This window comes from Streptomyces roseochromogenus subsp. oscitans DS 12.976 (assembly GCF_000497445.1).
Lineage (GTDB): Bacteria > Actinomycetota > Actinomycetes > Streptomycetales > Streptomycetaceae > Streptomyces > Streptomyces oscitans.
The window spans coordinates 4,742,926-4,765,362 of the sequence record NZ_CM002285.1; the positions used below are offsets into that span (position 1 = coordinate 4,742,926).

The 22,437-nt window shown below is 68.9% G+C and carries 20 protein-coding genes; 10 read left to right on the top strand and 10 right to left on the bottom strand.

Annotated features, from left to right (window positions below; genetic code table 11):
• A partial coding sequence (locus M878_RS70065) for a chromosomal replication initiator protein DnaA (protein WP_483414716.1) occupies window positions 1–816 on the bottom strand: 816 nt, incomplete at its 3' end.
• Window positions 817–1,212: 396 nt separating this feature from the next.
• Between M878_RS70065 and rpmH the strand changes: the two genes are divergently transcribed.
• From rpmH to M878_RS48395, 9 genes are all read left to right on the top strand, one after another.
• Window positions 1,213–1,350 carry a 50S ribosomal protein L34 gene (rpmH, locus tag M878_RS94550; RefSeq protein ID WP_003956500.1) on the top strand — a complete coding sequence of 46 codons (138 nt, stop codon included), beginning with the start codon at window positions 1,213–1,215 and terminating at the stop codon, window positions 1,348–1,350.
• A gap of 21 nt (window positions 1,351–1,371) precedes the next feature.
• Window positions 1,372–1,743 carry a ribonuclease P protein component gene (gene rnpA / locus M878_RS94555; protein ID WP_078630330.1) on the top strand — a complete coding sequence of 124 codons (372 nt, stop codon included), beginning with the start codon at window positions 1,372–1,374 and terminating at the stop codon, window positions 1,741–1,743.
• A complete protein-coding gene (yidD, locus tag M878_RS70075; protein WP_023548591.1) occupies window positions 1,740–2,105 on the top strand; it encodes a membrane protein insertion efficiency factor YidD in 366 nt (121 codons plus the stop codon). Before rnpA ends, yidD begins: the two co-directional genes overlap by 4 nt.
• 3 nt (window positions 2,106–2,108) lie before the next feature.
• Window positions 2,109–3,401, top strand: a complete 1,293-nt coding sequence (gene yidC / locus M878_RS70080; RefSeq protein WP_023548593.1) for a membrane protein insertase YidC — start codon at window positions 2,109–2,111, stop codon at window positions 3,399–3,401.
• Between the two features lie 15 nt (window positions 3,402–3,416).
• Window positions 3,417–3,929, top strand: a complete 513-nt coding sequence (locus tag M878_RS70085) for a Jag family protein (RefSeq protein ID WP_023548595.1) — start codon at window positions 3,417–3,419, stop codon at window positions 3,927–3,929.
• A 117-nt stretch (window positions 3,930–4,046) separates the two neighbouring features.
• Window positions 4,047–4,763: a 16S rRNA (guanine(527)-N(7))-methyltransferase RsmG gene (gene rsmG, locus M878_RS70090; protein WP_023548597.1), complete on the top strand. Its 717-nt coding sequence runs from the start codon at window positions 4,047–4,049 to the stop codon at window positions 4,761–4,763.
• Window positions 4,764–5,123: 360 nt separating this feature from the next.
• The gene (locus M878_RS70095) at window positions 5,124–6,197 is read left to right on the top strand and encodes a ParA family protein (protein WP_078630640.1); all 1,074 of its coding nucleotides are present in this window, start codon (window positions 5,124–5,126) and stop codon (window positions 6,195–6,197) included.
• The gene (locus tag M878_RS48390) at window positions 6,194–7,294 is read left to right on the top strand and encodes a ParB/RepB/Spo0J family partition protein (protein ID WP_031225374.1); all 1,101 of its coding nucleotides are present in this window, start codon (window positions 6,194–6,196) and stop codon (window positions 7,292–7,294) included. Before M878_RS70095 ends, M878_RS48390 begins: the two co-directional genes overlap by 4 nt.
• 317 nt (window positions 7,295–7,611) lie before the next feature.
• Window positions 7,612–8,229 (top strand): GNAT family N-acetyltransferase, encoded by a 618-nt coding sequence (locus M878_RS48395; protein WP_031225375.1) that lies wholly within the window; start codon window positions 7,612–7,614, stop codon window positions 8,227–8,229.
• A gap of 89 nt (window positions 8,230–8,318) precedes the next feature.
• Here M878_RS48395 and trxA read toward each other — a convergent pair whose 3' ends face one another.
• The 7 genes from trxA to M878_RS70130 all read right to left on the bottom strand — a co-directional run bounded on the left by trxA (window position 8,319) and on the right by M878_RS70130 (window position 18,128).
• Window positions 8,319–8,648, bottom strand: coding sequence for a thioredoxin (trxA, locus tag M878_RS70100; protein ID WP_023548603.1), 330 nt, complete (start codon window positions 8,646–8,648; stop codon window positions 8,319–8,321).
• A 71-nt stretch (window positions 8,649–8,719) separates the two neighbouring features.
• Window positions 8,720–9,667, bottom strand: a complete 948-nt coding sequence (gene trxB / locus M878_RS70105) for a thioredoxin-disulfide reductase (RefSeq protein ID WP_023548605.1) — start codon at window positions 9,665–9,667, stop codon at window positions 8,720–8,722.
• A gap of 153 nt (window positions 9,668–9,820) precedes the next feature.
• Complete coding sequence (locus tag M878_RS70110; RefSeq protein ID WP_023548607.1) at window positions 9,821–10,756, bottom strand: anti-sigma factor family protein; 936 nt, start codon at window positions 10,754–10,756, stop codon at window positions 9,821–9,823.
• Window positions 10,753–11,481: an RNA polymerase sigma factor SigM gene (gene sigM, locus M878_RS70115; RefSeq protein ID WP_023548609.1), complete on the bottom strand. Its 729-nt coding sequence runs from the start codon at window positions 11,479–11,481 to the stop codon at window positions 10,753–10,755. Before sigM ends, M878_RS70110 begins: the two co-directional genes overlap by 4 nt.
• A 25-nt stretch (window positions 11,482–11,506) precedes the next feature.
• On the bottom strand, window positions 11,507–13,213 hold the full coding sequence (locus M878_RS70120) for a protein kinase family protein (protein WP_023548611.1): 1,707 nt from the start codon (window positions 13,211–13,213) through the stop codon (window positions 11,507–11,509).
• Window positions 13,214–13,331: 118 nt separating this feature from the next.
• Entirely contained in the window at window positions 13,332–15,692 is a 2,361-nt protein-coding gene (murJ, locus tag M878_RS70125) for a murein biosynthesis integral membrane protein MurJ (RefSeq protein WP_023548613.1), read from the bottom strand.
• A gap of 45 nt (window positions 15,693–15,737) precedes the next feature.
• Complete coding sequence (locus tag M878_RS70130; RefSeq protein ID WP_023548615.1) at window positions 15,738–18,128, bottom strand: DUF6049 family protein; 2,391 nt, start codon at window positions 18,126–18,128, stop codon at window positions 15,738–15,740.
• A 278-nt stretch (window positions 18,129–18,406) separates the two neighbouring features.
• On the opposite strand from M878_RS70130, the gene M878_RS70135 reads away from it, so the two are divergent.
• Window positions 18,407–19,849 (top strand): CCA tRNA nucleotidyltransferase, encoded by a 1,443-nt coding sequence (locus M878_RS70135; protein ID WP_023548617.1) that lies wholly within the window; start codon window positions 18,407–18,409, stop codon window positions 19,847–19,849.
• A 45-nt stretch (window positions 19,850–19,894) separates the two neighbouring features.
• Here the strand turns inward: M878_RS70135 and M878_RS70140 are convergent, their stop codons facing one another.
• Together M878_RS70140 and M878_RS70145 are read right to left on the bottom strand one after the other, a co-directional pair.
• Window positions 19,895–21,205: an MFS transporter gene (locus tag M878_RS70140; RefSeq protein ID WP_023548619.1), complete on the bottom strand. Its 1,311-nt coding sequence runs from the start codon at window positions 21,203–21,205 to the stop codon at window positions 19,895–19,897.
• Window positions 21,206–21,339: 134 nt separating this feature from the next.
• Complete coding sequence (locus M878_RS70145; protein ID WP_023548621.1) at window positions 21,340–22,422, bottom strand: inositol-3-phosphate synthase; 1,083 nt, start codon at window positions 22,420–22,422, stop codon at window positions 21,340–21,342.
• Window positions 22,423–22,437 lie beyond the last annotated feature (15 nt).

Sequence of the window (22,437 nt, forward strand, 5' to 3'; positions counted from 1 at the left end):
CTGCTCGGGCAGCTCACGGCGGACGGGGTCGCGCTGGTCGTATTCGGTCCGGGAGGGGTCGTACTCGGGGCGCGCGGTGTCGTAGTCCGGGCGCCCCGAGTCGTAGTCCGCGCGCGGGCTGTCGTAGTCGCCGCGCTGCTGCTCGTACGACGCACGGTCCCTGCCCTGCGGGCGGTAGTCCGAGGACGGCGAGCCGTATGCGTCGGGGCCGGAGCCGTAGGTGTCCTGGGACGACGGTGACGCGTACGGGTCGCGCTCGGGGAAGCCGAGCCGTGGCTGCTGCCAGCCGTACTCGTCCTGCCCGGGCCGCGGCCAGGTGCCGGGCTCACGGCGCTGGTACTCCGAGGGATACGCCGGGCGTACGACGGGGAGCTGGTCGGCGCGGGATTGCTGCTCGGCCGGCGGCTGCTCGGCGGCACGGTGGCGGCCGTAGCCCTCGTACGGCCGTTCCTCGTACGACGGGCCGGACGGCAGCTCCGGCTCCTCGTAGCGCGGCTTGGGCGGCTGCTGTACCGGCGCCGCGGGAGCCGGCGGTTCGCCCGCGGAGTCGTCCACGGTGATCGCGATGCGGATGGGGCGGCCGCACTCACGGCTCAGCGTCTCGCTGACGATCGGCGCGAGACGGCCCTCCAGTACGCCTTTCGCGAATTCGTTCGGTACGGCGAGCAGAGCGGTGTCCGCCACCAGCGCGAGCGGCTGGCAGCGCCGGATCCAGTGCTCGTCCTTCGCCTCGACACCCTGTCCGCGGCCTTCTCCGAGGAGCTGCTCCAGTACTCGTGGCCACACTGCGGCAAGATCGGCAGGTACGTCAGCCACAGGGCACGCTCTCTCACAGGTCCCACGAACGTGTGATCGCGAGACGGGTCGGGGTGTACATCGGGTGGTCGGTGGGTCAAACCCGCCGGGGCGGGGGACAAAAGAACGAATCGGAGTTCAGCCACGGTAGTCAGCGCGGCGGGTGCGGTTCAAGTTGTTGTCCCCAGCCTGTGGATAGTGTCTCTCCGTGACCCCCGGTTTGACCGGATGGCGTAGCCGCGCGTACCGTAACCAGGTCGAGTTGTCGATGGCTGCTGCCGCCTGCCTCCGAAGGGCACAGGTCACTTCAGGTGATCGGGAAGCGGTGCACTCGGGCGTGACGCGAGCTACTCGTGGGCGCACGGTGACAGCCAGGACGGCACCCGCCACCACCGATTTGATTTCTGGAGCCCCCGAGTGAGCAAGCGCACCTTCCAGCCGAACAACCGTCGTCGCGCGAAGACCCACGGCTTCCGGCTGCGTATGCGTACCCGTGCCGGCCGCGCGATTCTCGCGTCCCGCCGTAGCAAGGGTCGCGCCCGTCTGTCCGCCTGATCCCGATCAGGTCATGACGTCGTGCTGCCCACCGAGAACCGGCTGAGGCGGCGCGAGGACTTCGCGACCGCGGTTCGACGAGGACGCCGGGCAGGACGCCCGACTCTCGTCGTCCACCTTCGTAGCGGTGCCACGGACCCGCACGCGCCTGGGGAGAGCGCTCCCCCGACGCGTGCGGGTTTCGTCGTGAGCAAGGCCGTGGGTGGCGCGGTCGTGCGCAACAAAGTGAAGCGCAGACTGCGCCATCTGATGCGTGACCGAGTCGCCCTGTTTCCCCCCGGTAGCCTGGTAGTCGTACGAGCGCTGCCCGGAGCGGGCGACGCAGACCATGCACAGCTGGCCCGAGACCTGGACGCCGCTCTTCAGCGGCTACTGGGAGGGGGCGCGCGATGAAGTACCCGCTGCTGGCTCTGATCAAGCTGTACCAGTGGACGATCAGTCCACTGCTGGGGCCGGTGTGCAAGTACTACCCGTCGTGCTCCCACTACGGCTACACGGCCATCGACCGGCACGGTGCGATCAAGGGAACGGCACTGACCGCCTGGCGCATCCTCCGGTGCAATCCGTGGTCGCTGGGCGGTGTGGACCATGTTCCGCCGCGCAAGCGTCCCCGGTGGCACGAAATGCTGCGCAACGCCTGGCGCGCACGCAGGGGCGGGCCCTCCGCCGCCGAACCGGCCACCGAAGCGAAGCCCCTTTCCGGGCTTCCTTCGAGCCCGGCCGCAGAGACCTCGTCCCATGCCCAAGGAGCATGATTAGTGGACACGATTGCCAGCCTCTTCAGCTTCATCACGACACCCGTTTCATGGGTCATCGTCCAGTTCCACAAGATGTACGGCGCGATCTTCGGCGCCGACACCGGGTGGGCCTGGGGCCTGTCCATCGTGTCTCTGGTGATTTTGATCCGCGTCTGCCTGATCCCGCTCTTTGTGAAGCAGATCAAGTCGACGCGCGCGATGCAGACGCTCCAGCCGGAGATGAAGAAGATCCAGGAGCGCTACAAGAACGACAAACAGCGTCAGTCCGAAGAGATGATGAAGCTGTACAAGGAGACGGGCACCAACCCGCTCTCCTCGTGCCTTCCCATCCTGGCGCAGTCCCCGTTCTTCTTCGCCCTCTACCACGTGCTCAACGGCATCGCGACGGGCAAGACCATCGGCGTCATCAACGAGCCGCTGCTCGCCAGCGCCCGTAAGGCGCACATCTTCGGCGCTCCGCTGGCCGCGAAGTTCATGGACAGCTCGGACAAGGTCGCGGCGCTGGGCGCCACGCTGACCGACGTCCGGGTCGTGACCGCGGTCATGATCGTCCTGATGTCGTTCTCGCAGTTCTACACGCAGCGCCAGCTGATGACGAAGAACGTCGACACGACGGTGAAGACGCCGTTCATGCAGCAGCAGAAGATGCTGATGTACGTCTTCCCGGTCATGTTCGCCGTCTTCGGTATCAACTTCCCGGTCGGTGTCCTCGTCTACTGGCTGACCACCAACGTGTGGACCATGGGCCAGCAGATGTACGTCATCCGCAACAACCCGACGCCGGGTTCCAAGGCTCAGGCCGCCTACCTGGAGCGCCTGACCAAGCACGTCACGCACGTCGGCAAGGTCCGGCGCCGCAGCGAAAAGACCATTGTCAAGGCGATCGTCGCCAAGGGCCGTGAGCGCAACGAGTTCGAGCGCAAGTTCATCAACGCGCTGAACAAGGCCGGTCTCGCCGCCCAGGCCGACGGCAGCGTGGTGATGAGCACGGCCCAGGCCGCGGCGCAGACCGAGGACGGCGCGGAGACCACCTCGGCGACGACCGGTGGCGGCGCCACGGCCCGGCGTCAGCAGCCCAAGCGCCAGTCCAAGTCCCAGCGTCAGTCCGGCGGGCCCAAGCAGGCCGGTGGGACCACCTCGTCCACCTCGCTGGAAAAGTCCGACGAGCCGCAGGACGCCAAGCCCGCCGCACCTGAGCGGGCCCCGAAGCCCGGCTCCGGCACCCGCAGCAAGGCCCAGTCCGGCCAGCGCAAGGGTGGCCCGCAGCGGCCCAAGTCCCCGTCCAAGAAGTAAGAAGGAGCCCATCCCGTGACGGAAGGCACCACCCCCGCCGCTGCCGAGGGTGCAGACACCCTGACCCGCCTGGAGCAGGAGGGTGAGATCGCGGCGGACTACCTGGAGGGTCTGCTGGACATCGCCGACCTCGACGGCGACATCGACATGGACGTCGAGGCCGACCGCGCTTCCGTGTCGATCATCAGCGACACCGGCGGCCGCGACCTGCAGAAGCTGGTCGGCCGGGACGGCGAGGTGCTGGAGGCACTGCAGGAGCTGACGCGTCTGGCCGTGCACCGGGAGACCGGCGACCGCAGCCGGCTGATGCTGGACATCGCGGGTTACCGGGCCAAGAAGCGCGCCGAGCTGTCCGAGATCGGCGCCAAGGCGGCTGCCGAGGTCAAGAACACCGGCGAGCCCGTCAAGCTCAAGCCGATGACCCCGTTCGAGCGCAAGGTCGTGCACGACGCGGTCAAGGCCGCAGGACTGCGCAGCGAGTCCGAGGGCGAGGAGCCGCAGCGGTTCGTCGTCGTGCTGCCCGCCTGATCGGTCCCCACGTTGTACCGGCCCCGTCTGTAGAGCAGACGGGGCCGAACTTTGTCAGCCTGGTAGTTCTGGTGGCCGGTGCGCGAGGCGCCGGCGCTGTACGGAAGGACGGTCCCCGTGACGGAGGCAGCGGAGCTTCCCCCCGCGCCCGAACAGGCGCGGGAAGTGTTTGGTGATCGCTTCGCCGATGCGGTCCGCTACGCGGAGCTGCTCGCCGAGGCGGGCGTGCAGCGTGGCCTGATCGGCCCGCGGGAAGTGCCCCGCCTGTGGGAGCGGCATCTGCTGAACTGCGCGGTGCTCTCCGAGGCCGTCCCAGAGGGCGTGACGGTCTGCGATGTCGGCTCCGGTGCCGGACTGCCAGGCATTCCGCTGGCCCTGGTCAGGGACGATCTGAACATCACCCTGTTGGAGCCGCTGCTGCGGCGCACCAACTTCCTCACCGAGGTCGTTGAGCTGCTCGGCCTGGACCACGTCACGGTCGTGCGGGGGCGTGCCGAGGAAGTCCTCGGCAAGCTTCCTCCGGTCCATGTGGTGACCGCCCGAGCCGTGGCCCCGCTGGACCGTCTGGCCGCCTGGGGTATCCCGCTGCTCCGTCCCTACGGTGAGATGCTCGCGCTCAAGGGCGACACCGCCGAGGAGGAACTGAAGGCCGCGGCCACGGCCCTTAGCAAGCTCGGTGCGGTGGAGACGTCCATCTTGCATGTGGGCGAGGGAGTGGTGGATCCGCTCTCCACCGTCGTGCGGGTCGAGGTCGGCGAGAGCCCCGGCGGTGTGCGGTTCGCGGCGAAGCGAGCGAAGGCGGCCCGCGTCGGCCGCGTCCGTCGGCGTCGGTAGCGCTGAGGATCGCTGAGTCCGAGAGAGGCGTCCATGCTGAGAGGCGTGGGCGCCTCTGATCCGTCCTGACGACGAGACGTACTCCACACAAGCTGCCAAACCTACGCAGGCCGGAGTGTCGCGAAGATTCGGTCGCCGCCGCTGTGCATCGTGTTTCACGTGAAACGTCGCTCACTGCTGCACGGCATCATCAGTCGCGGCCGCGCCGCGGCCGAACCTCGCGACCGCAAGCCCCTGGGTTCTCTGGGCGAGGATCCCGGCTCTCAGGGCACTCCGTCCCTCTCCAAGGGCACGGAGTTGTCCACAGAGGTGGAATTCTCCACAGAACACCAGGCCTCACTGGTTCACGACCCCGAAGGCATGGGAGGCTCTGTTCATTGCGAGCCTGAAGTCGAGGAGAGTGAATCCTTGCGGTCCGACGCCAACATCGCGGGACCGATGACCGATCCGGTCCCCGGTCCCCGTACCGAGTCGATGGGGGCGGATGTTTCACGTGAAACACCGCCCCCGATGGACGACACTCCCATCGGTCGTGCGGCCCAACTGGCGGTTGAGGCTCTGGGCCGCGCCGGCGAAGGTCTGCCGCGACCGGAGCAGACCCGAGTCATCGTGGTCGCCAACCAGAAGGGCGGCGTGGGCAAGACGACGACGACCGTCAACCTTGCTGCTTCGCTGGCTCTGCACGGCGGCCGTGTCCTGGTGATCGACCTCGACCCGCAGGGCAACGCGTCCACCGCCCTGGGGATCGACCACCATGCCGAAGTCCCTTCCATCTACGACGTGTTGGTGGAGAGCAAGCCTCTCGCCGAGGTCGTTCAGCCGGTCCCCGACGTGGAAGGTCTCTTCTGCGCCCCTGCCACCATCGATCTCGCCGGTGCGGAGATCGAGTTGGTGTCGCTGGTGGCCCGTGAGAGCCGGCTGCAGCGCGCGATCCAGGCGTACGAACAGCCGCTGGACTACGTCCTCATCGACTGCCCGCCCTCGCTCGGCCTGTTGACGGTCAACGCACTGGTGGCGGGTCAGGAGGTCCTCATCCCGATCCAGTGCGAGTACTACGCACTCGAGGGTCTGGGCCAGCTGCTGCGCAACGTCGACCTGGTGCGGGGGCACCTCAACCCCACGCTGCATGTGTCGACCATCCTGCTCACCATGTACGACGGCCGGACGCGTCTTGCCTCCCAGGTCGCGGAAGAGGTGCGCACCCACTTCGGCGACGAGGTGCTGCGGACGAGCATTCCCCGCTCGGTCCGTATCTCCGAGGCGCCGAGCTACGGGCAGACGGTGCTGACTTACGATCCTGGATCGAGCGGTGCCCTCTCGTATCTTGAGGCGGCCCGAGAAATCGCGCTGAAGGGCGTTGGCGTCAGTTATGACGCGAGCCAGGCTCACCTCAGCGCCCAGAACGACCCAAGCATGGTGGAGGGGCTGCAGTGAGCGAACGACGGAGGGGGCTGGGTCGTGGCCTTGGCGCACTGATCCCCGCTGCCCCGACCGAGAAGACCCCGGCTCCGGCTGCGCTGGGAGGCGGAGCCTCGACCTCCCCCGCAGCTGTCCCGGTGCTGACGAGTGACCGCGGGGTGGCCGCAGCGAAGGTGGCCACACTGCCGCCTGTTTCACATGAAACCGAGGAGCTCCCGGCAAGCCCTGTCATGGAGACGCCGGCTCCTCCGCTGGGGGCGCACTTCGCCGAGATCCCTCTTGACGCGATCTCGCCCAACCCGCGCCAGCCGCGTGACGTCTTTGACGAGGACGCGCTGCACGAGCTGGTCACCTCCATCAAGGAGGTCGGTCTGCTGCAGCCCGTCGTCGTGCGGCAGCTGGGACCCGCCCGCTATGAGCTGATCATGGGCGAGCGCCGCTGGCGCGCCTGCCGTGAGGCCGGTCTGGAGGCCATCCCGGCGATCGTCCGGGCCACGGAGGACGAGAAGCTCCTCCTGGACGCGTTGCTGGAGAACCTGCACCGCGCCCAGCTGAACCCGCTGGAAGAGGCCGCCGCCTACGACCAGCTGCTGAAGGACTTCAACTGCACGCATGACCAGCTGGCCGACCGGATCGGACGCTCTCGGCCTCAGGTCTCCAACACGCTGCGCCTGCTGAAGCTCTCGCCGACGGTCCAGAAGCGGGTCGCCGCCGGAGTCCTCTCGGCCGGCCATGCCCGAGCCCTGCTGTCGGTGACGGACTCCGAGGAGCAGGACCGGCTGGCTCACCGCATCGTGGCCGAGGGGCTGTCGGTGCGAGCCGTCGAGGAAATCGTGACCCTCATGGGCTCGCGGCCCCAGAAGCCGCAGCGCACCAAGGGGCCGCGCGCCGGCTCCCGGCTCTCCCCGGCGCTGAACGAGCTGGCCACCCGTCTGTCGGACCGCTTCGAGACCCGGGTGAAGGTCGACCTCGGTCAGAAGAAGGGCAAGATCACCGTCGAGTTCGCCTCCGTGGACGATCTCCAGCGGATCCTGAGCACGCTCGCTCCCGGCGAGGGGCCGGTGCTGCCGCAGGAACTTGAGGAGGAGGCGATGGAGGAGCAGGACGACTGAGCCTGCGCCTCTCGGCCGCGCAGGGAGCGGACTGTGTCCGGTGTGTACCGGAACACGGGCCGCTCTTTGCTTTGAGGCGGTATCGAGCGAATCGCTTCGTGGATACGATGCGAATGGTTATGGCGCATCCACCGGACAGCATCTGCATCTCTGAGTGGGGAGTCGGGGGCCATGCGATCGATGAGCCGCACCGAACTGGTGAGCGCGGGCCTGAGTCTTGGAGCAGTCGGCGGTTTCGTCGGCAGTCTGCTCAGGGAGCGGAGCGCTCTGACAGCCGCTCGTGATGCGGCGGGCGAAGGAAGCGAGGAACAGCCTTCATGGGGCGTCGGCTCGTGCCGCTCACGCTGGACAACCTTCAGGACCTTCCCCCACGCTGTCGCTCGTGCGTCTTCTGGGAGCTCGACCCCGTCAGTGGAGAAGCGGCTGTAAAGGCGGGCACCTTGGCGGTGGAGAAGGAGGCCTGGATCTCCGCCGTCCTCTTGGACTGGGGGTCGTGCGGCCGGGTGGTGTACGTCGATGACTTGCCGGTCGGTTTCGTGCTCTACGCCCCTCCGGCCTATGTCCCGCGCTCGACGGCCTTCCCCACGAGTCCGGTCTCGCCGGACGCCGTACAGCTGATGACCGCATTCGTCATGCCCGGCTATCAGGGCCAGGGGCTGGGCCGAGTGCTGGTGCAGACGGTCGCCAAGGATCTGCTGCGCCGGGGCTTCAAGGCGATAGAGGCCTTCGGTGACGCCCGCTGGAAGGAACCCGCCTGCATGCTGCCGGCAGACCATCTGCTGGCCGTGGGCTTCAAAACGGTCCGACAGCACCCCAAGCACCCCCGGCTCCGGCTGGAGCTGCGGTCGACGCTCTCCTGGAAGGAAGACGTGGAGCTGGCACTCGACCGGCTCCTGGGAGCCGTCCAGAAGGAGCCGGCGTTGCGGCCGCTGTAGAGGGCGCGACTGCGGTAGGCACAGGAGTCAGTCCTCATGCGAATGGGCCAACCCACAAGGGTTGGCCCATTCGTGTTTCACGTGAAACGTCACTCGGCGATGAAGTCCGCGAGGTCCCGCTCGATCGCTGCCTTCGGCTTGGCGCCGACGATGGTCTTGGCGACCTCGCCGCCCTGGTAGACGTTCAGGGTCGGGATGGACATGACGCCGTACTTGGCGGCCGTCGCCGGGTTCTCGTCGATGTTGAGCTTGACGACCTCGATCTTGTCGCCGTGCTCGGCGGCGATCGCCTCAAGGGACGGGGCGATCTGGCGGCACGGACCGCACCAGGCGGCCCAGAAGTCCACCAGGACGGGCTTGTCGCTCTTGAGGACGTCCTCGTCGAAGGAAGCGTCGGTCACATTCTTCAGGTTGGCCACAGCGGGCTCCTCAACTTGATCGTGCGGTGGGGCGGGGGAAGGAGAAGATCAGACGCGGTGGTCTTCTCGGGTCAGGCCTTGTTCTCGTCCGCGAGGGCGGCGAGGAAGCGCTCGGCGTCCAGGGCGGCGGAGCAGCCGGTGCCGGCCGCCGTGATCGCCTGGCGGTAGGTGTGGTCGACCACATCGCCGGCGCCGAAGACACCGGTCAGGTTGGTCTGGGTGGACGGAGAGGCGACCTTCAGGTAGCCCTCGTCGTCCAGGTCCAGCTGGCCCTTGAAGAGCTCGGTGCGCGGGTCATGGCCGATCGCGATGAACAGACCCGTCACGGGCAGCTCCGACAGCTCGCCGGTCTTGACGTTGCGCAGCTTCAGACCCGAGAGCTTCTGGTCGCCCTGGATCTCGGCGACCTCGCTGTCCCAGACGAACTTGATCTTCGGGTCGTTGAAGGCGCGCTCCTGCATCGCCTTGGAGGCGCGCAGGCTGTCCCGGCGGTGGACGATCGTCACGGACTTGGCGAACCGCGAGAGGAAGGTGGCCTCCTCCATCGCGGTGTCACCGCCGCCGATCACGGCGATGTCGTGGTCCTTGAAGAAGAACCCGTCACAGGTGGCGCACCAGGAGACACCGCGACCAGAGAGGGCGTCCTCGTTGGGCAGGCCCAGCTTGCGGTGCTGGGAGCCGGTGGTGACGATGACGGCCTTCGCCTTGTGGACCGTGCCGGCGGTGTCCGTGACCGTCTTGATCTCACCGGCCAGGTCGACGGAGACGACGTCGTCCGGGATGAGCTCGGCACCGAAGCGCTCGGCCTGCGCCCGCATGTTGTCCATGAGCTCGGGGCCCATGATGCCGTCGCGGAAGCCCGGGAAGTTCTCCACCTCGGTGGTGTTCATCAGCGCGCCACCGGCAGTGACGGCGCCCTCGAACACCAGGGGCTTCAGCGACGCTCGCGCGGTGTAGAGCGCCGCCGTGTAGCCTGCGGGCCCGGAGCCGATGATGATCACGTTACGGACGTCGCTCACGGCTTGTTTCCTCGTCTCTGGTCTGTGTCAGTCGACCGGTGCGAGCCCGTTTCCGGGCTCTCACCCCACCCAACGGATCCTACGGGGCGCGCATTCCCGCTGTGTCGGGGCACACGCCCACTGCGCGGGGACTGACGGGGCGGTCCAGCAGACTCAGGTTCGGGGGAAGGAGTGCTTCAAAAGCACCGTGCCGGCGGTGCCGTGCTGCTGCCGGATGCAGGCCGCATCGACGATATAGGCCGTGACCTGTGCCCTGTTCTCGGTATCGGGCACCACGACGAGATAGGCGGACTTCCCGTTGTACGTTCCCGTCTTGGCGCCCAGGACGTCGTCGCCCCGGCGAAGCGCCAACCGGACGCAGTCGGGGACAGCGACGTCCGTCTGGATCAGGGTGTTCGCGCTCTCGGTCGACTGGGGCGTGTTCCGGTCAGACTCGAGGCCCGATCGGGGCCGCTGGGTGCCGGACCCCTGCTGTGACTTCTTCTCGGTGGCGAGCAGACCCTTCACCTGGCTCTGGACACTGGCACCGGAGAAGGACCCGACGGAAGGCGTCGGCCTTCCGTGTGCGGTGGTGTCGGTGCCGTGATCGCCGAGCGACTGCAGCACCAGTGACCCGGCCCCGAGGACGGCCGCGGTGAGGACAGCCCCGAGGACCGCACGCCGGCGGCGCCGGCCTCGCTCGCGCCCCTTGCGGCCCGGACCGGTCGCCGCCTGCGGGCGCCCGGCAGGCCGGTCGGAGGGGAGCGATGTTTCACGTGAAACATGGCCCTCGCCGTCCTCACGGCCCGGCGCCGTCGCAGAGGAGGCCTGGGCGCTCAGCGGCTGTGGAGCGGAGGCGCTGAGCAGTGCCTCGGCGGCCAAGGCGGCATCGATACGACCGGCCACGTCGGCCGGCATGCGCTCCGCTCCCGACACGGATCCCAGCAGCCCCCGGATCTCCTCCAGTGAGGCATGGACGTCCGCACACAGATCGCAGGCGTCCAGGTGCTGCCGTATGTCCCTGCTGCGGTCCGGAGGGAGAAGGCCTTCGGTGAGGTCGGAGATCTCCTCGACGTCCGGGTGCCCGGCCGTGTCTGTCGTGGAAGTCACGCTCGCCCACCTCCGCCCTTCACTACGGCTGAATCGCTCGGTCCCGTGTCCTCAGGGCTTCTTCCGTTTGGAGACCCCGTTGCCGGTGGGACGGATGTCCCGTGCACCCGGTTCCGTCCCGCCCCGGGTTCTTTTCCGCTTGCGGGACCTTCGGGCCGTAGATGGGTGAGGAGGGGCAGCAACCGGGCTCTGCCCCGGGCGCACCGACTCTTCACCGTGCCCGTCGGTACATCGAGGATCTGGGCGGCCTCGGCCACGGGATATCCCTGCATGTCCACCAGGACGAGGGCGGCCCGCTGGTCGTGCGGGAGCGTGCCCAGCGCCTCGAAAAGCTGGCGTTGCACATCGTTCCGCTCGGCCGGCGCCGAGGCCGACTCGTGCGGTTCCAGCAGCTGCTCCAGCCGCTCCGTGTCGTCGACCGGCGAGGTCTTCCGCGAGGCCACCTTGCGGGCACGGTCCAGGCAGGCGTTCACCGTGATCCGGTGCAGCCACGTCGTGACCGCCGACTGGCCCCGGAAGGTATGCGCGGCCCGGTAGGCCGACACCAGGGCGTCCTGGACGGCGTCAGCGGCCTCCTCGCGGTCCCCCAGCGTCCGCAGAGCGACCGCCCAGAGCCGATCCCGATGCCGCCGTACGATCTCACCGAAGGCATCGGGATCGCCTTCCACATGACGGGCGAGCAGATCCTTGTCGCTCACCCGGTCGTATCCGGCGCCTTCCGCCATCTGCCCCTCCGGTCCGGGTGAGACGTCAGCCCGTGAACTGCACTTCGCTGATGCCCTGCTTGTAGCCGGCCTGGGCGTACGCGGCCGCGTCAGGACCGGAGTACGGCACAGCCGTCAGCCACACGAGGACATACTGCGTCTTCACCGACTTGGTGACCTTCACCGTAGCCGTGGTGCCCGTGGTCGTGACCTTGCCGATCTTGTCCATCGAGTCGAGTGACGACGGTGACAGCGAGTCGGCCGCGTACAACTCGATCGTCGTGTGGTCGCCGGGATAGCGCAGCCCGATGGTGGCGGCGTTGACCTGCTTGGCCGAGCCCAGGTCGTAGACGATGCCGACGCCGGGCTTGTAGGGCGCGATCGGGGGACCCTCGTTGAAGGTCTTGGTCCGCCAGTAGGTGGTGGCGTTGCCGTCGTAGGTTTTCTGGACGTCGCCGGGGTGCTGGGGGTCTCCCTTGGCGACGAACTCCTGGCTGCCCTTGATGCTTATCGGCGTCGACTTGGGCTTCGCGGCGCCCTTGTCGCCGTCGCCGGTCTGCTGGCTCTTGTTGGTGTCGTCGGACTTGCCGCCCTGGTCCATGAGCGCGTCCGCCAACTGCCAGCTGCCCAGGCCGAGGGCGGCGATGAGGAGGGCGGACACCGCCCATTTCAGGGCCTTGCCGGTGCGGCTCTGCAACGGGGGCGGCGGGGTCGCGATCGGCTGAGTGACGCCGGGGCGTGGCGCCTGGCGGCCGTACGTTCCCTGCTGATAGGTCGTGCGCTGGTACTCCGGCGGGGCCGTGAACGCCGGCTCCGGCGGGCGGATGCGCGGCATCTCGCCGATCGCTTTCACCAGCTCCTCCGGCGTGGTGCACGCGGCCTCGTGCCGGGAGGCGGTGGCCCCGTCGTTGGCGAGTGCGCGCATGGCCAGTTCGGACAGGCCGCGGTGCACACCGGCCCGCACCTGGTCCGGTGCGATGAGGCCGACGCCCTTGGGCAGGCCGGACAGGCCGTACGCGTCGCTCGGGTACGGCCAGCGCTGGGTCAGCGCCGCGTACAGCAGGGCGCCGATCGCCTCGGTGTCGGTGCGCTGCGGGGTGTCGGAGCTGATGCCGCGCAGCGCGGCATTCACGGCGAGGCCCCGGATGCGCCACTGGCCGGTCGAGGTGCGCAGCACGGCGTTCGGGTTCAGCCGCAGATGGGCGAGGCCCTCACGGTGCGCGGCGGCCATCGCGGAGGCGACCTGACTGACCATCTGGTAGGCGTCGTGCGGCTCCAGGGGGCCGGGCGCGAGGAGCGTGGTCAGCTCGGTGGCGTCGGGCAGCCACTCGTGCACGACGTAGACGAGGTCGTTCTCCTCGACGGCGTCGAGGACCTGGACGAAACGGGGATCGCCGAGCAGCGCGGAGGAACGGGCGGCAGCCAGGACGGAACGGGCCCGTGTGTGGTCCGCGGGCAGGATGTGGACGCCGACGGCTCGACGGAGCTTCTCGTCGACCGCACGCCAGCTGCTGAATCCGTCCAGACGGGTGACGCACTCCTCCAGCCGGTAGCGTCTGGCGAGCTTGTGACCGCTGTGCAGTTCGGGAGGCGAAGCCTTCGTCCCGCCGCTCCCCTGTGCCTCGTCGCTGTCCGTGTCCCGCTCCGGGTTCTTGGCCACCCCGTCGGCCGTGGACTGGTCCGCCTTGGCGGTCAGCGGCTGCTCGCCGCTGTTGTCTGCCACGTCGACGGCAGCCGTGCTCCGTTCCGCCACCGTCGTCCCTGCCTCCCCATCTGTTGCACGCTGTCCGACGCCGAAACCAATTGTGCCCACAGTCCGCTGCTATGCACGACACACGACGGCGGACGATGGTTGTGCGCCTACCCCCACCTCAGCGGCCCAGACGCCCGCGGACCATACCCACGAGCGAGTTGAGTTCCTCGATGCGCATACGCCGGGCGGCGACGAAGAAGATGCCGAGCAGGACGGCACCGCCGGCGACCAGCGCGGCGAAGGAGCCGACGACGCCCTGGCCGAGGGTGTGCCCGATGCCGTAGCAGGCCGCGCCGCTGAGCAGGGCCGCGGGCACCGAGGCGATGCACAGGCGCGCGTACGTCCGCATCACCCGGACACCGTCCAGATCACCGCCGAGCCGCTTTCGCAGCCGCCGCCAGGCGACACCCACACCGATCGCGTAGGCGAGGCCGTAGGCGGCGGCCATGCCGGCGACTGCCCAGCGGGACGGCAGCAGGAAGTAGCAGAGAGCGGAGGCGGCCGCGTTGACCGCCGCCACGATCACGGTGTTGTAGAAGGGGGTGCGGGTGTCTTCGTAGGCGTAGAAGGCACGCAGAACGACGTACTGCACGGAGTACGGGATCAGGCCGAGGCCGAAGGCCATCAGCATGTAGCCCATGTTGATGGCCGAGCTCGTGCCCGCGGACCCGAAGATCAGCGTGCACATCGGGATGCCGAGCGAGAGGAAACCGAAAGCGATCGGGACGATGGCGACTGCGGTGGTACGCAGGCCCTGGGAGATGTCGTCGCGGACGGCACCGCTGTCGCCCTCGGCGGCCGAGCGTGAGATGCGTGGCAGCAGGGCGGCCATCAGGGAGACCGTGATGATGGCTTGCGGCAGACCCCAGATCAGCTGGGCGTTGGCGTAGGCGGCGAAGCCGGTGCCTTTGACGCCGGAGTGGTCGCCGGCGGCGGTGGACAGCTGGGTGACGACCATGGCGCCCGCCTGGTTGGCGAGGACGAACAGGACCGTCCACTTGGCGAGCATCGCGGCCTTGCCGAGGCCGTGGCCCCTCCAGTCGAACCGCAGCCGAATCCGGAAGCCTGTCTCGCGCAGGTAGGGGATCATCGCCAGCGCCTGGACGACCAGGCCCAGCAGCACACCGACTCCGAGCAGGCGCTGGCCCTGCGGCGGGATGCTCGTGACCGTCATGTGGGAGTTGGCGGCGGTGCCGTAGACCCAGATGAACGCGCTCAGCGAGATGATGATGACGATGTTGTTCAGGACCGGCGTCCACATCATCGCGCCGAACTTCCCGCGCGCATTGAGGATCTGACCCATCACCACATGAATGCCCATGAAGAAGATCGAGGGCAGGAAGTAACGGGTGAAGGTGACCGCCACGTCGTTGGCGGCCGGGTTGTCGGCGATGGTGGGCGACAGCGCCCGCACCAGGAGCGGCGCGGCGAACATCGCGAGGCCGGTGAGCGCGGCCAGCGCCACCATGACGAGGGTCAGCAGACGGTTGGCGAAGGCCTCGCCGCCGTCCTCGTCCTCCTTCATCGACCGCACCAGCTGCGGCACGAAGACGGAGTTGAGACCGCCGCCGACGGTGAGGATGTAGATCATCGTCGGCAGCTGGTAGGCCACCTGGAAGGAGTCGGCGAGGAAGCCGAGACCGAGCGCCGCGGCGATCAGCGCGGAGCGGATGAAACCGGTGAGACGGGAGACCATCGTGCCCGCCGCCATCACGGCACTGGACTTCAGCAGCCCGCTCGCCTTGCCGCCCTTCTTCGCGGGCGCGGCGGAGGCTGCGGCAGCGGTCACCTCCGGTTCCGTGTCCCGATGCGGACCGGCTGGATCCGGCGCCGCGGCCGGTGCGGGCACCGGCGGCTGCGCGGGGCCCTGGGCGGCCGGGTAGGAGGCCTCGGCATACGGGGTGCCCTGCTGTGGGCCCTGGTCGTGCGCCGGCGGGTACGGGGCGGCGGGAGCGTATCCGGCGCCCGGAGCGGCCGCCGGCCCGGAGAAGCCCGGCGGATCCATGGGCGCGGGCCCGCCGCTCTGCTGCTGGTCCTTGAAGAGATGAGCGAAGGCGTCCGGCTCGTGATACTCCTCACCCGAGTGCGTGACCAGGTCGTCCACGCCCACGAACTCGGTCGTACGCGGGTCGTCGCCGTGCGGCATGTACGGGGTCGCACCGTCCGGCTCCGGTGCCGGCGTACGCGCCCACACCCGTGGGTCGGGCGCGTACGGCGACTGGGCAGGCGGGCCGTAGAGCGGCTGCTGCTCGTGGGTGCCCGGGGCGGGCGGCGGGTGCGCGGCGCGGTCGTAGAGCGCCTCGGCGACCGGGTCCTGGGCGGTCAGGTCCTGCGCCCGGTAGGGGTCGTGGTCGTAGGCGTCCTGGAGGTACATGTCCGCTGGTTTCTGCGGCGGTACCTGACCGGGCTCCGGCGGCGTCTCGGGGTAGCCCGAGCCGGCCGCGCCCTGGCCGCGATCACCGTCGTACGGCGCGTTCATGCTTACCCCACCTCATCGTCCCGGGCCGACCGGCCACGACATCGCTCAACGGTCCACTCTCTCACCCGTCCCGGACGGGTCGGTGCTTTCCGGTGCGGTGTCCGGTACAGGGTCACTCGGGTGCTCCGGGGCTTCTGCCCCGGAAGCGGAGTCCGATTCCTCCGCTTCCTCCGGCTTCTCCGGGAGACGGTCCGCGGGGGCGTCGGGGTTCCCGGGCTCGTCGGAGGCCTCCTCCGCAGTGCCGGGGCCGTCCTCCTCCGCCTGGCGGACCGCGGCGCGCTTGCGCTGGGTGTACATCCGGAAGCCGGCGAGGACGAGGAGCAGCACACCACCGCCGATGACCAGCATCACGGTGGGCGTGATCTCGGTGACCTTCACATCGAAGCTGACGGGGTCGCCGTACCTCTGGCCGTCCTCGGTGTACAGCTGGGCGACCACCGTGACGCGGCCGTTGGCGTTGGCCGACGTGCTGAACTTCACGGACTGGCTGTGTCCGCCGGAGATCTCGACCGGCTGTTCGGCGTAGGCCTTGCCGCCGATCTTCAGCCGGGTCGGCATGTTCGAGGTGAGGCGCAGCACCAGATGGCCGACGGGCTGGACGAGGTTGTTCTGGACGGTCACCGGGATGGTGGCGCTGCGGCCGGAGAGCTTGGTCTCCGACTTGTCGATCAGCTTGACCTGTTCGGCCAGATTGTCGAGCCACTGCTCCACGCCGTCGCGGTAGCTGCCCGCTTCCGCGCTCCTGCCCCGCCACGACGTGGACATCTCACGGTTTATGGCCCGCCCGAACGGCGTGACGACGCGGGACTGGTCGGAGAGGATCACCTGGAAGCTGCCGAGCTTGTCCTGGGTGCGCTCGATCTGTTCGAAGGCCGCCCGCGGCAGCTCCTGCGCGCGCAGCGACGAGGGGTAGGCGGACGCCGACGGGATACGCGTGGTGGCGTTCGGATCGGGCTTGTCCTTGGCCGCCGCACCGAGGTCCTGGGACTGGGACCAGTTCCCGTCCTGGATCGTCTTCAGCGCCGCCGCCATCGCCTGTGCCTGGCTCGCCGTGGGCATGCGCTGCGGGGCGATGACGATGCTGCGCTGCTTGTCCGTCTGCGCGTTCACCTCGAGGCTCTGGGCCAGGAACTGCTGCACGGCCAGCGTGGCCGAACCTGCCTTCGTCAGATCGCCCTCGAAAGCCGTGGACAGCCGGGCGTCGGAGACCACCGCCGTGGTGCCGCCGCCCACCGGGCGGGCGGCGGAGGGCGTGTACGGCAGCCCGGCGGTCTCCTGGAGGCTGTCGCTGCGGGCGATCACTCGGTCGGCTCCGGCGGAGGTCGCGACCTTCATGATCGCCGGATCGACGGCGCCCTCCACCGGCCAGGCGAAGTCGGTGCTCGGCGTGACGTGGAGCACGGTCTTGACGGTGGTGGCGGCGACGTCGGTGGCGTCCTTGAGGTGGCTGAGCGAGCCGGTGACGCTGGTGCCGTTGTGTGCGAGGGACGCGAGGTCCGGGTCGGCGAAGGGCAGCGCGACGACCTCCTTGCCCGTCACCGCGTTCTGCAGGCTCGCCAGCCACTGCTTGGCGAGCGCCTGGTGGTCCTTCGGGCCGGGCGTGGTGGTGTCGCCGTCTCCCGCCAGCCGGTAGTTGCCGGTCGCCATCGCGTCCACCGAGGCCAGCAGGTCCGGGTCGATCACCCAGGTGACGTCGAGGTCCTTGCCCAGAGCTACCATCTGCGACAGCCGGCCGCCCGGCGCGAGCTCCTTGGCCAGGTCGTCGTTGAGGAACACCGGCGTCTGAAGCTCACCGGCGCCCGTCTTTGCCGTCATGTGGACCGTGGAGATCAGCGGCCACAGGAACGTCGTCTTCGTCTTGGTGTCAGCCCCCGACGGCTGCCACGGCAGGAAGGTCCGCTGGATGCCGAGCACCTGGTCCCAGGGCTGCCCGGCGGTCTGGCCGGAGAGGGAGACGCCGAACTCGTAGACGCCGTCGTCGCCGAGATCGAGCTTGTCCACGGGGACGGAGATGCTGAAGTGCTCCGCGACACCGGGGGACAGCGCTGCGAACTTCTCCACGTACTTGCCGCCGACCTCGGCGCCCATGCCGGACTGCAGGTCGTCGGAGCGCTGAGCGATGGTGTCGATCGCCGAGCGGGTGTTCAGCATGGGGCCGATCTGCAGGCCCACGTGGGCGCCGGTGACGGTCTGCTTGCCGTTGTTGGTCACCGTGCCCGACACGGTCAGCGTGTCGCCGTCCGTGGGGGCGGTGGGGGTCAGCGAGTCCAGGGAGACGGACACCGGGTCCGCGGAGGCGGCCTGGGCGTGCGCCGCGGCGGGCAGCTGCAGCAGCCCGGCCAGCAGTGGCGCACCGGCGAGCAGCGCGCCGGTGCGCCGCAGCCACCGGCGGGCAGGTGAGGCACTGGTCCCCTGGAAGTCAGCCGCCTCGGCCACGCGCTCGCCCGTCCCTCGTCGTCGTCAGTGGTCGTCGGAATGTGCGTCCACGCATGGTAACGATGCGCGCTGAGGGGAAGTGCCGCGGTCTCCTACACAAGATCGAGGAACAGCGGCAACCCGTCCTCTATATCCAGTATCGAGCGGAGAGCTTCCGTACGCCGCGAGGGCAGTGCTTGCGGCGGGTATGCGGCGAGCTGCCCGCGGGCTCTGGCGGGGCAGCTCGCGGAGGAAATGGAGGGCGCCCCTGGTCGCCAGGCCACGTACCCTGTTCTGTTGTGCCGAACCCCAACGAAGACACTCCCTCTGCCCTGAGCCAGGCGCAGCAGCGCGCGGTCGCCGAGCTGCTGCGGGTGGCCCCGGTCGCCGACGATCTCGCCCGCCGATTCCAAGAAGCCGGGTTCTCTCTCGCCCTGGTCGGCGGATCGGTGCGCGACGCGCTGCTCGGCCGGCTCGGCAACGACCTTGACTTCACGACCGACGCCCGGCCCGAGGACGTACTGAAGATCGCCCGGCCCTGGGCGGACGCCGTCTGGGAGGTCGGCATCGCCTTCGGCACGGTCGGCGCGCAGAAGGATGGCTACCAGATCGAGGTCACCACCTACCGGTCGGAGGCCTACGACCGCACCTCGCGCAAGCCCGAGGTGTCCTACGGTGACTCGATCGAGGAGGATCTGGTCCGTCGGGACTTCACGGTCAACGCGATGGCCGTGGCGTTGCCGGAGAAGGAGTTCATCGACCCGCACGGGGGCCTGGAGGATCTCGCGACACGGGTGCTGCGGACGCCGGGTACGCCCGAGGAGTCGTTCTCGGACGATCCGCTACGGATGATGCGAGCCGCCCGCTTCGCCGCCCAGCTGGACTTCGAGGTCGCCCCCGAGGTCATCACCGCGATGACGGAGATGGCGGGGCGTATCGAGATCGTCTCGGCCGAGCGGGTCCGGGACGAGCTGAACAAGCTGATCCTCTCCGCACACCCGCGCGAGGGAATGGCCCTGCTCGTCGACACCGGGCTCGCCGCCCATGTACTGCCCGAGCTGCCGGCGCTGCAACTGGAGAGTGACGAGCACCACCGGCACAAGGACGTCTACGAGCACACCCTGATCGTCCTGGAGCAGGCGATCGCGCTGGAGCAGGACGGACCCGACCTCACGCTCCGGCTGGCGGCGCTGCTGCACGACATCGGCAAACCGCGCACGCGCCGCTTCGAGAAGGACGGCCGGGTCTCGTTCCACCACCATGAGGTGGTCGGCGCCAAGATGACCAAGAAGCGCATGACCGCCTTGAAGTACTCCAACGAGCTGGTAAAGGACGTCTCGCGGCTGGTCGAACTTCATCTGCGCTTCCACGGCTACGGCACCGGAGAGTGGACGGATTCGGCGGTGCGCCGCTACGTCCGTGACGCGGGCCCGCTGCTGGACCGGCTGCACAAGCTGACCCGCTCGGACTGCACCACCCGCAACAAGCGGAAGGCGGCCGCACTGTCCCGGGCTTACAGCGGCCTGGAGGAACGCATCGCCCAGCTCCAGGAGAAGGAGGAGCTGGACGCGATCCGCCCGGACCTCGACGGCAACCAGATCATGGAGATCCTGGGCGTCGGCCCCGGCCCGGTCGTCGGCAAGGCGTACAAGCACATGCTGGAGCTGCGTCTGGAGAACGGCCCGATGGAACACGACGCGGCGGTGACGGCTCTCAAGGAGTGGTGGGCCGAGCAGAGCTGAGGCCGTGCGCGAGGACATGTTTCACGTGAAACGTGTCCCGAGGGTCTAGCGAGGGGGCGATGTTTCACGTGAAACATTGCCCCCTTTGCTGCCTCCGCGGGCTTCGAAGCGAGCCATGCCCACGGCGACCCCGGCATAGATCAGGGCGACGAGTACCACCAGTACCGCCGAGCGGCCGTCCGGCGGGAGCATCAGGGCGGCCACCCCGGCGGCGCCGACGAAGGCGACGTTGAAGAGGACGTCGTACACGGAGAAGATCCGGCCCCGGAAGCTGTCCTCGACCGAGGACTGGACGATCGTGTCCGTGGCGATCTTGGCTCCCTGGGTGATCAGCCCCAGGACGAAGGCTGCGGCCATCAGGGGGCCGATGGCGAACGGCAGACCCAGTGCAGGTTCCAGAAGCGTGGCCGCGCCGGAGCAGACCACGATCCAGCCGCCGGGGCCGAGCCGTCCCACCGCCCATGGAGTCACCACCGCTGCCGCGAAGAAGCCCGCGCCGGACACCGCCAGCGCGAGTCCCAGCAGCCGGAGTCCGTCGTCGGGGGTGGTGGCGAGGGTGTACCGGCACAACATGAGCAGCAGGACGAGGAGCGCTCCGTAGCAGAAGCGCATCAGCGTCATCGAGGCCAGTGCCCAGGCCGCCTCCCGGCGCCGGGGCTCGGCCAGATGCCGGACGGCCGCTAGCAGATCGCGTGCGGTGTCGACGAGCGCGGTCCGCAGGTGCGGCTGTGCCGGCGCCCGGTCGGGGCCGAGCAGGGTGCGCCCCATGCTCAGTGAGGTCAGGGCGGCACAGAGATAGAGGAAGGCGCCGAGCAGGACCACTGCGGCATCGGAGCCCGACGCCACGAGCCGGACGAGGAAGGCGAGGCCGCCCCCTGCGGTCGCGGCGAGTGTCCCGGCCGTCGGAGACAGGGAGTTGGCGAGCACCAGGCGCTGGGGGTCGACCACGCGCGGCAGGGCGGCCGACAGCCCGGCGAGGACGAAGCGGTTGACGGCCGTGACGCACAGCGCGGACACGTAGAACAGCCAGTCCGGCACCGAGCTGACCATCAGTACGGCGGTGGCCGCCGCGAGGAGCGCGCGCAGCAGGTTGCCGTACACGAGGACCTGGCGGCGCCGCCAGCGGTCCAGTAGGACGCCCGCGAACGGGCCGACCAGTGAGTAGGGGAGCAGCAGGACCGCCATCGCCGAGGCGATCGCCGCGGCCGAGGTCTGTTTCTCCGGGGAGAAGACGACATACGCGGCGAGCGCGACCTGGTAGACGCCGTCGGCGCCCTGCGAGAGGAGGCGCACGGACAGCAGACGTCGGAAGTCCCGCAGACGCAGCAGGACGCGCAGGTCACGGACGACGGGCATGGAGCAAAGCCTCACATATGCCGAGGGTCCCCGGGTCAGGAAACCCGGGGACCCTCACAGCCCTGGCAGGAGCGTTTTCTTCGGCACCTCAGCGCGCCGCGCTGTGTCGAGCTAGCGCGCCGGGCTGTGTCGAGCTAGCGCTCGACCTCACCGCGGATGAACTTCTCGACGTTCTCGCGGGCCTCGTCGTCGAAGTACTGGACCGGGGGGGACTTCATGAAGTAGGAGGACGCCGACAGGATCGGGCCGCCGATGCCGCGGTCCTTGGCGATCTTCGCGGCGCGCAGGGCGTCGATGATGACACCCGCGGAGTTCGGGGAGTCCCAGACCTCGAGCTTGTACTCCAGGTTCAGCGGGACGTCACCGAAGGCGCGGCCCTCGAGGCGGACGTAGGCCCACTTGCGGTCGTCAAGCCAGGCCACGTAGTCGGACGGGCCGATGTGGACGTTCTTCTCGCCGAGGTCCCGGTCGGGGATCTGGGAGGTGACGGCCTGCGTCTTGGAGATCTTCTTGGACTCCAGGCGCTCGCGCTCGAGCATGTTCTTGAAGTCCATGTTGCCGCCGACGTTCAGCTGCATCGTGCGGTCGAGGATGACACCGCGGTCCTCGAACAGCTTCGCCATCACACGGTGCGTGATGGTGGCGCCGACCTGGGACTTGATGTCGTCACCGACGATCGGTACACCGGCCTCGGTGAACTTGTCCGCCCACTCCTTGGTGCCGGCGATGAAGACCGGGAGAGCGTTGACGAAGGCGACCTTGGCGTCGATGGCGCACTGGGCGTAGAACTTCGCCGCGTCCTCGGAGCCCACGGGCAGGTAGCAGACCAGGACGTCGACCTGCTTGTCCTTCAGGACCTGGACGACGTCGACCGGCTCGGCGTCCGACTCCTCGATGGTCTGGCGGTAGTACTTGCCGAGGCCGTCGAGGGTGTGGCCGCGCTGGACCGTGACGCCGGTGCTGGGCACGTCGCAGATCTTGATGGTGTTGTTCTCGGAGGCGCCGATCGCGTCCGCGAGGTCGAGGCCGACCTTCTTGGCGTCGACGTCGAACGCGGCGACGAACTCGACGTCGCGCACGTGATAGTCACCAAACTGCACATGCATCAGGCCGGGGACCTTGGACGCCGGGTCGGCGTCCTTGTAGTACTCGACTCCCTGCACCAGCGACGCCGCGCAGTTGCCCACGCCGACGACGGCTACGCGAACCGAACCCATTCCGGTTGCTCCCTG

Excerpts from the sequence above, each read along its gene's own strand:
- M878_RS70140 (WP_023548619.1), bottom strand. The coding sequence starts at position 21,205 with ATGCCCGTCGTCCGTGACCTGCGCGTCCTGCTGCGTCTGCGGGACTTC.
- sigM (WP_023548609.1), bottom strand. The coding sequence starts at position 11,481 with ATGGCGGAAGGCGCCGGATACGACCGGGTGAGCGACAAGGATCTGCTC.
- M878_RS48395 (WP_031225375.1), top strand. The coding sequence starts at position 7,612 with ATGGGGCGTCGGCTCGTGCCGCTCACGCTGGACAACCTTCAGGACCTT.
- M878_RS70145 (WP_023548621.1), bottom strand. The coding sequence starts at position 22,422 with ATGGGTTCGGTTCGCGTAGCCGTCGTCGGCGTGGGCAACTGCGCGGCG.
- yidD (WP_023548591.1), top strand. The coding sequence starts at position 1,740 with ATGAAGTACCCGCTGCTGGCTCTGATCAAGCTGTACCAGTGGACGATC.
- M878_RS70095 (WP_078630640.1), top strand. The coding sequence starts at position 5,124 with ATGGGAGGCTCTGTTCATTGCGAGCCTGAAGTCGAGGAGAGTGAATCC.
- murJ (WP_023548613.1), bottom strand. The coding sequence starts at position 15,692 with ATGAACGCGCCGTACGACGGTGATCGCGGCCAGGGCGCGGCCGGCTCG.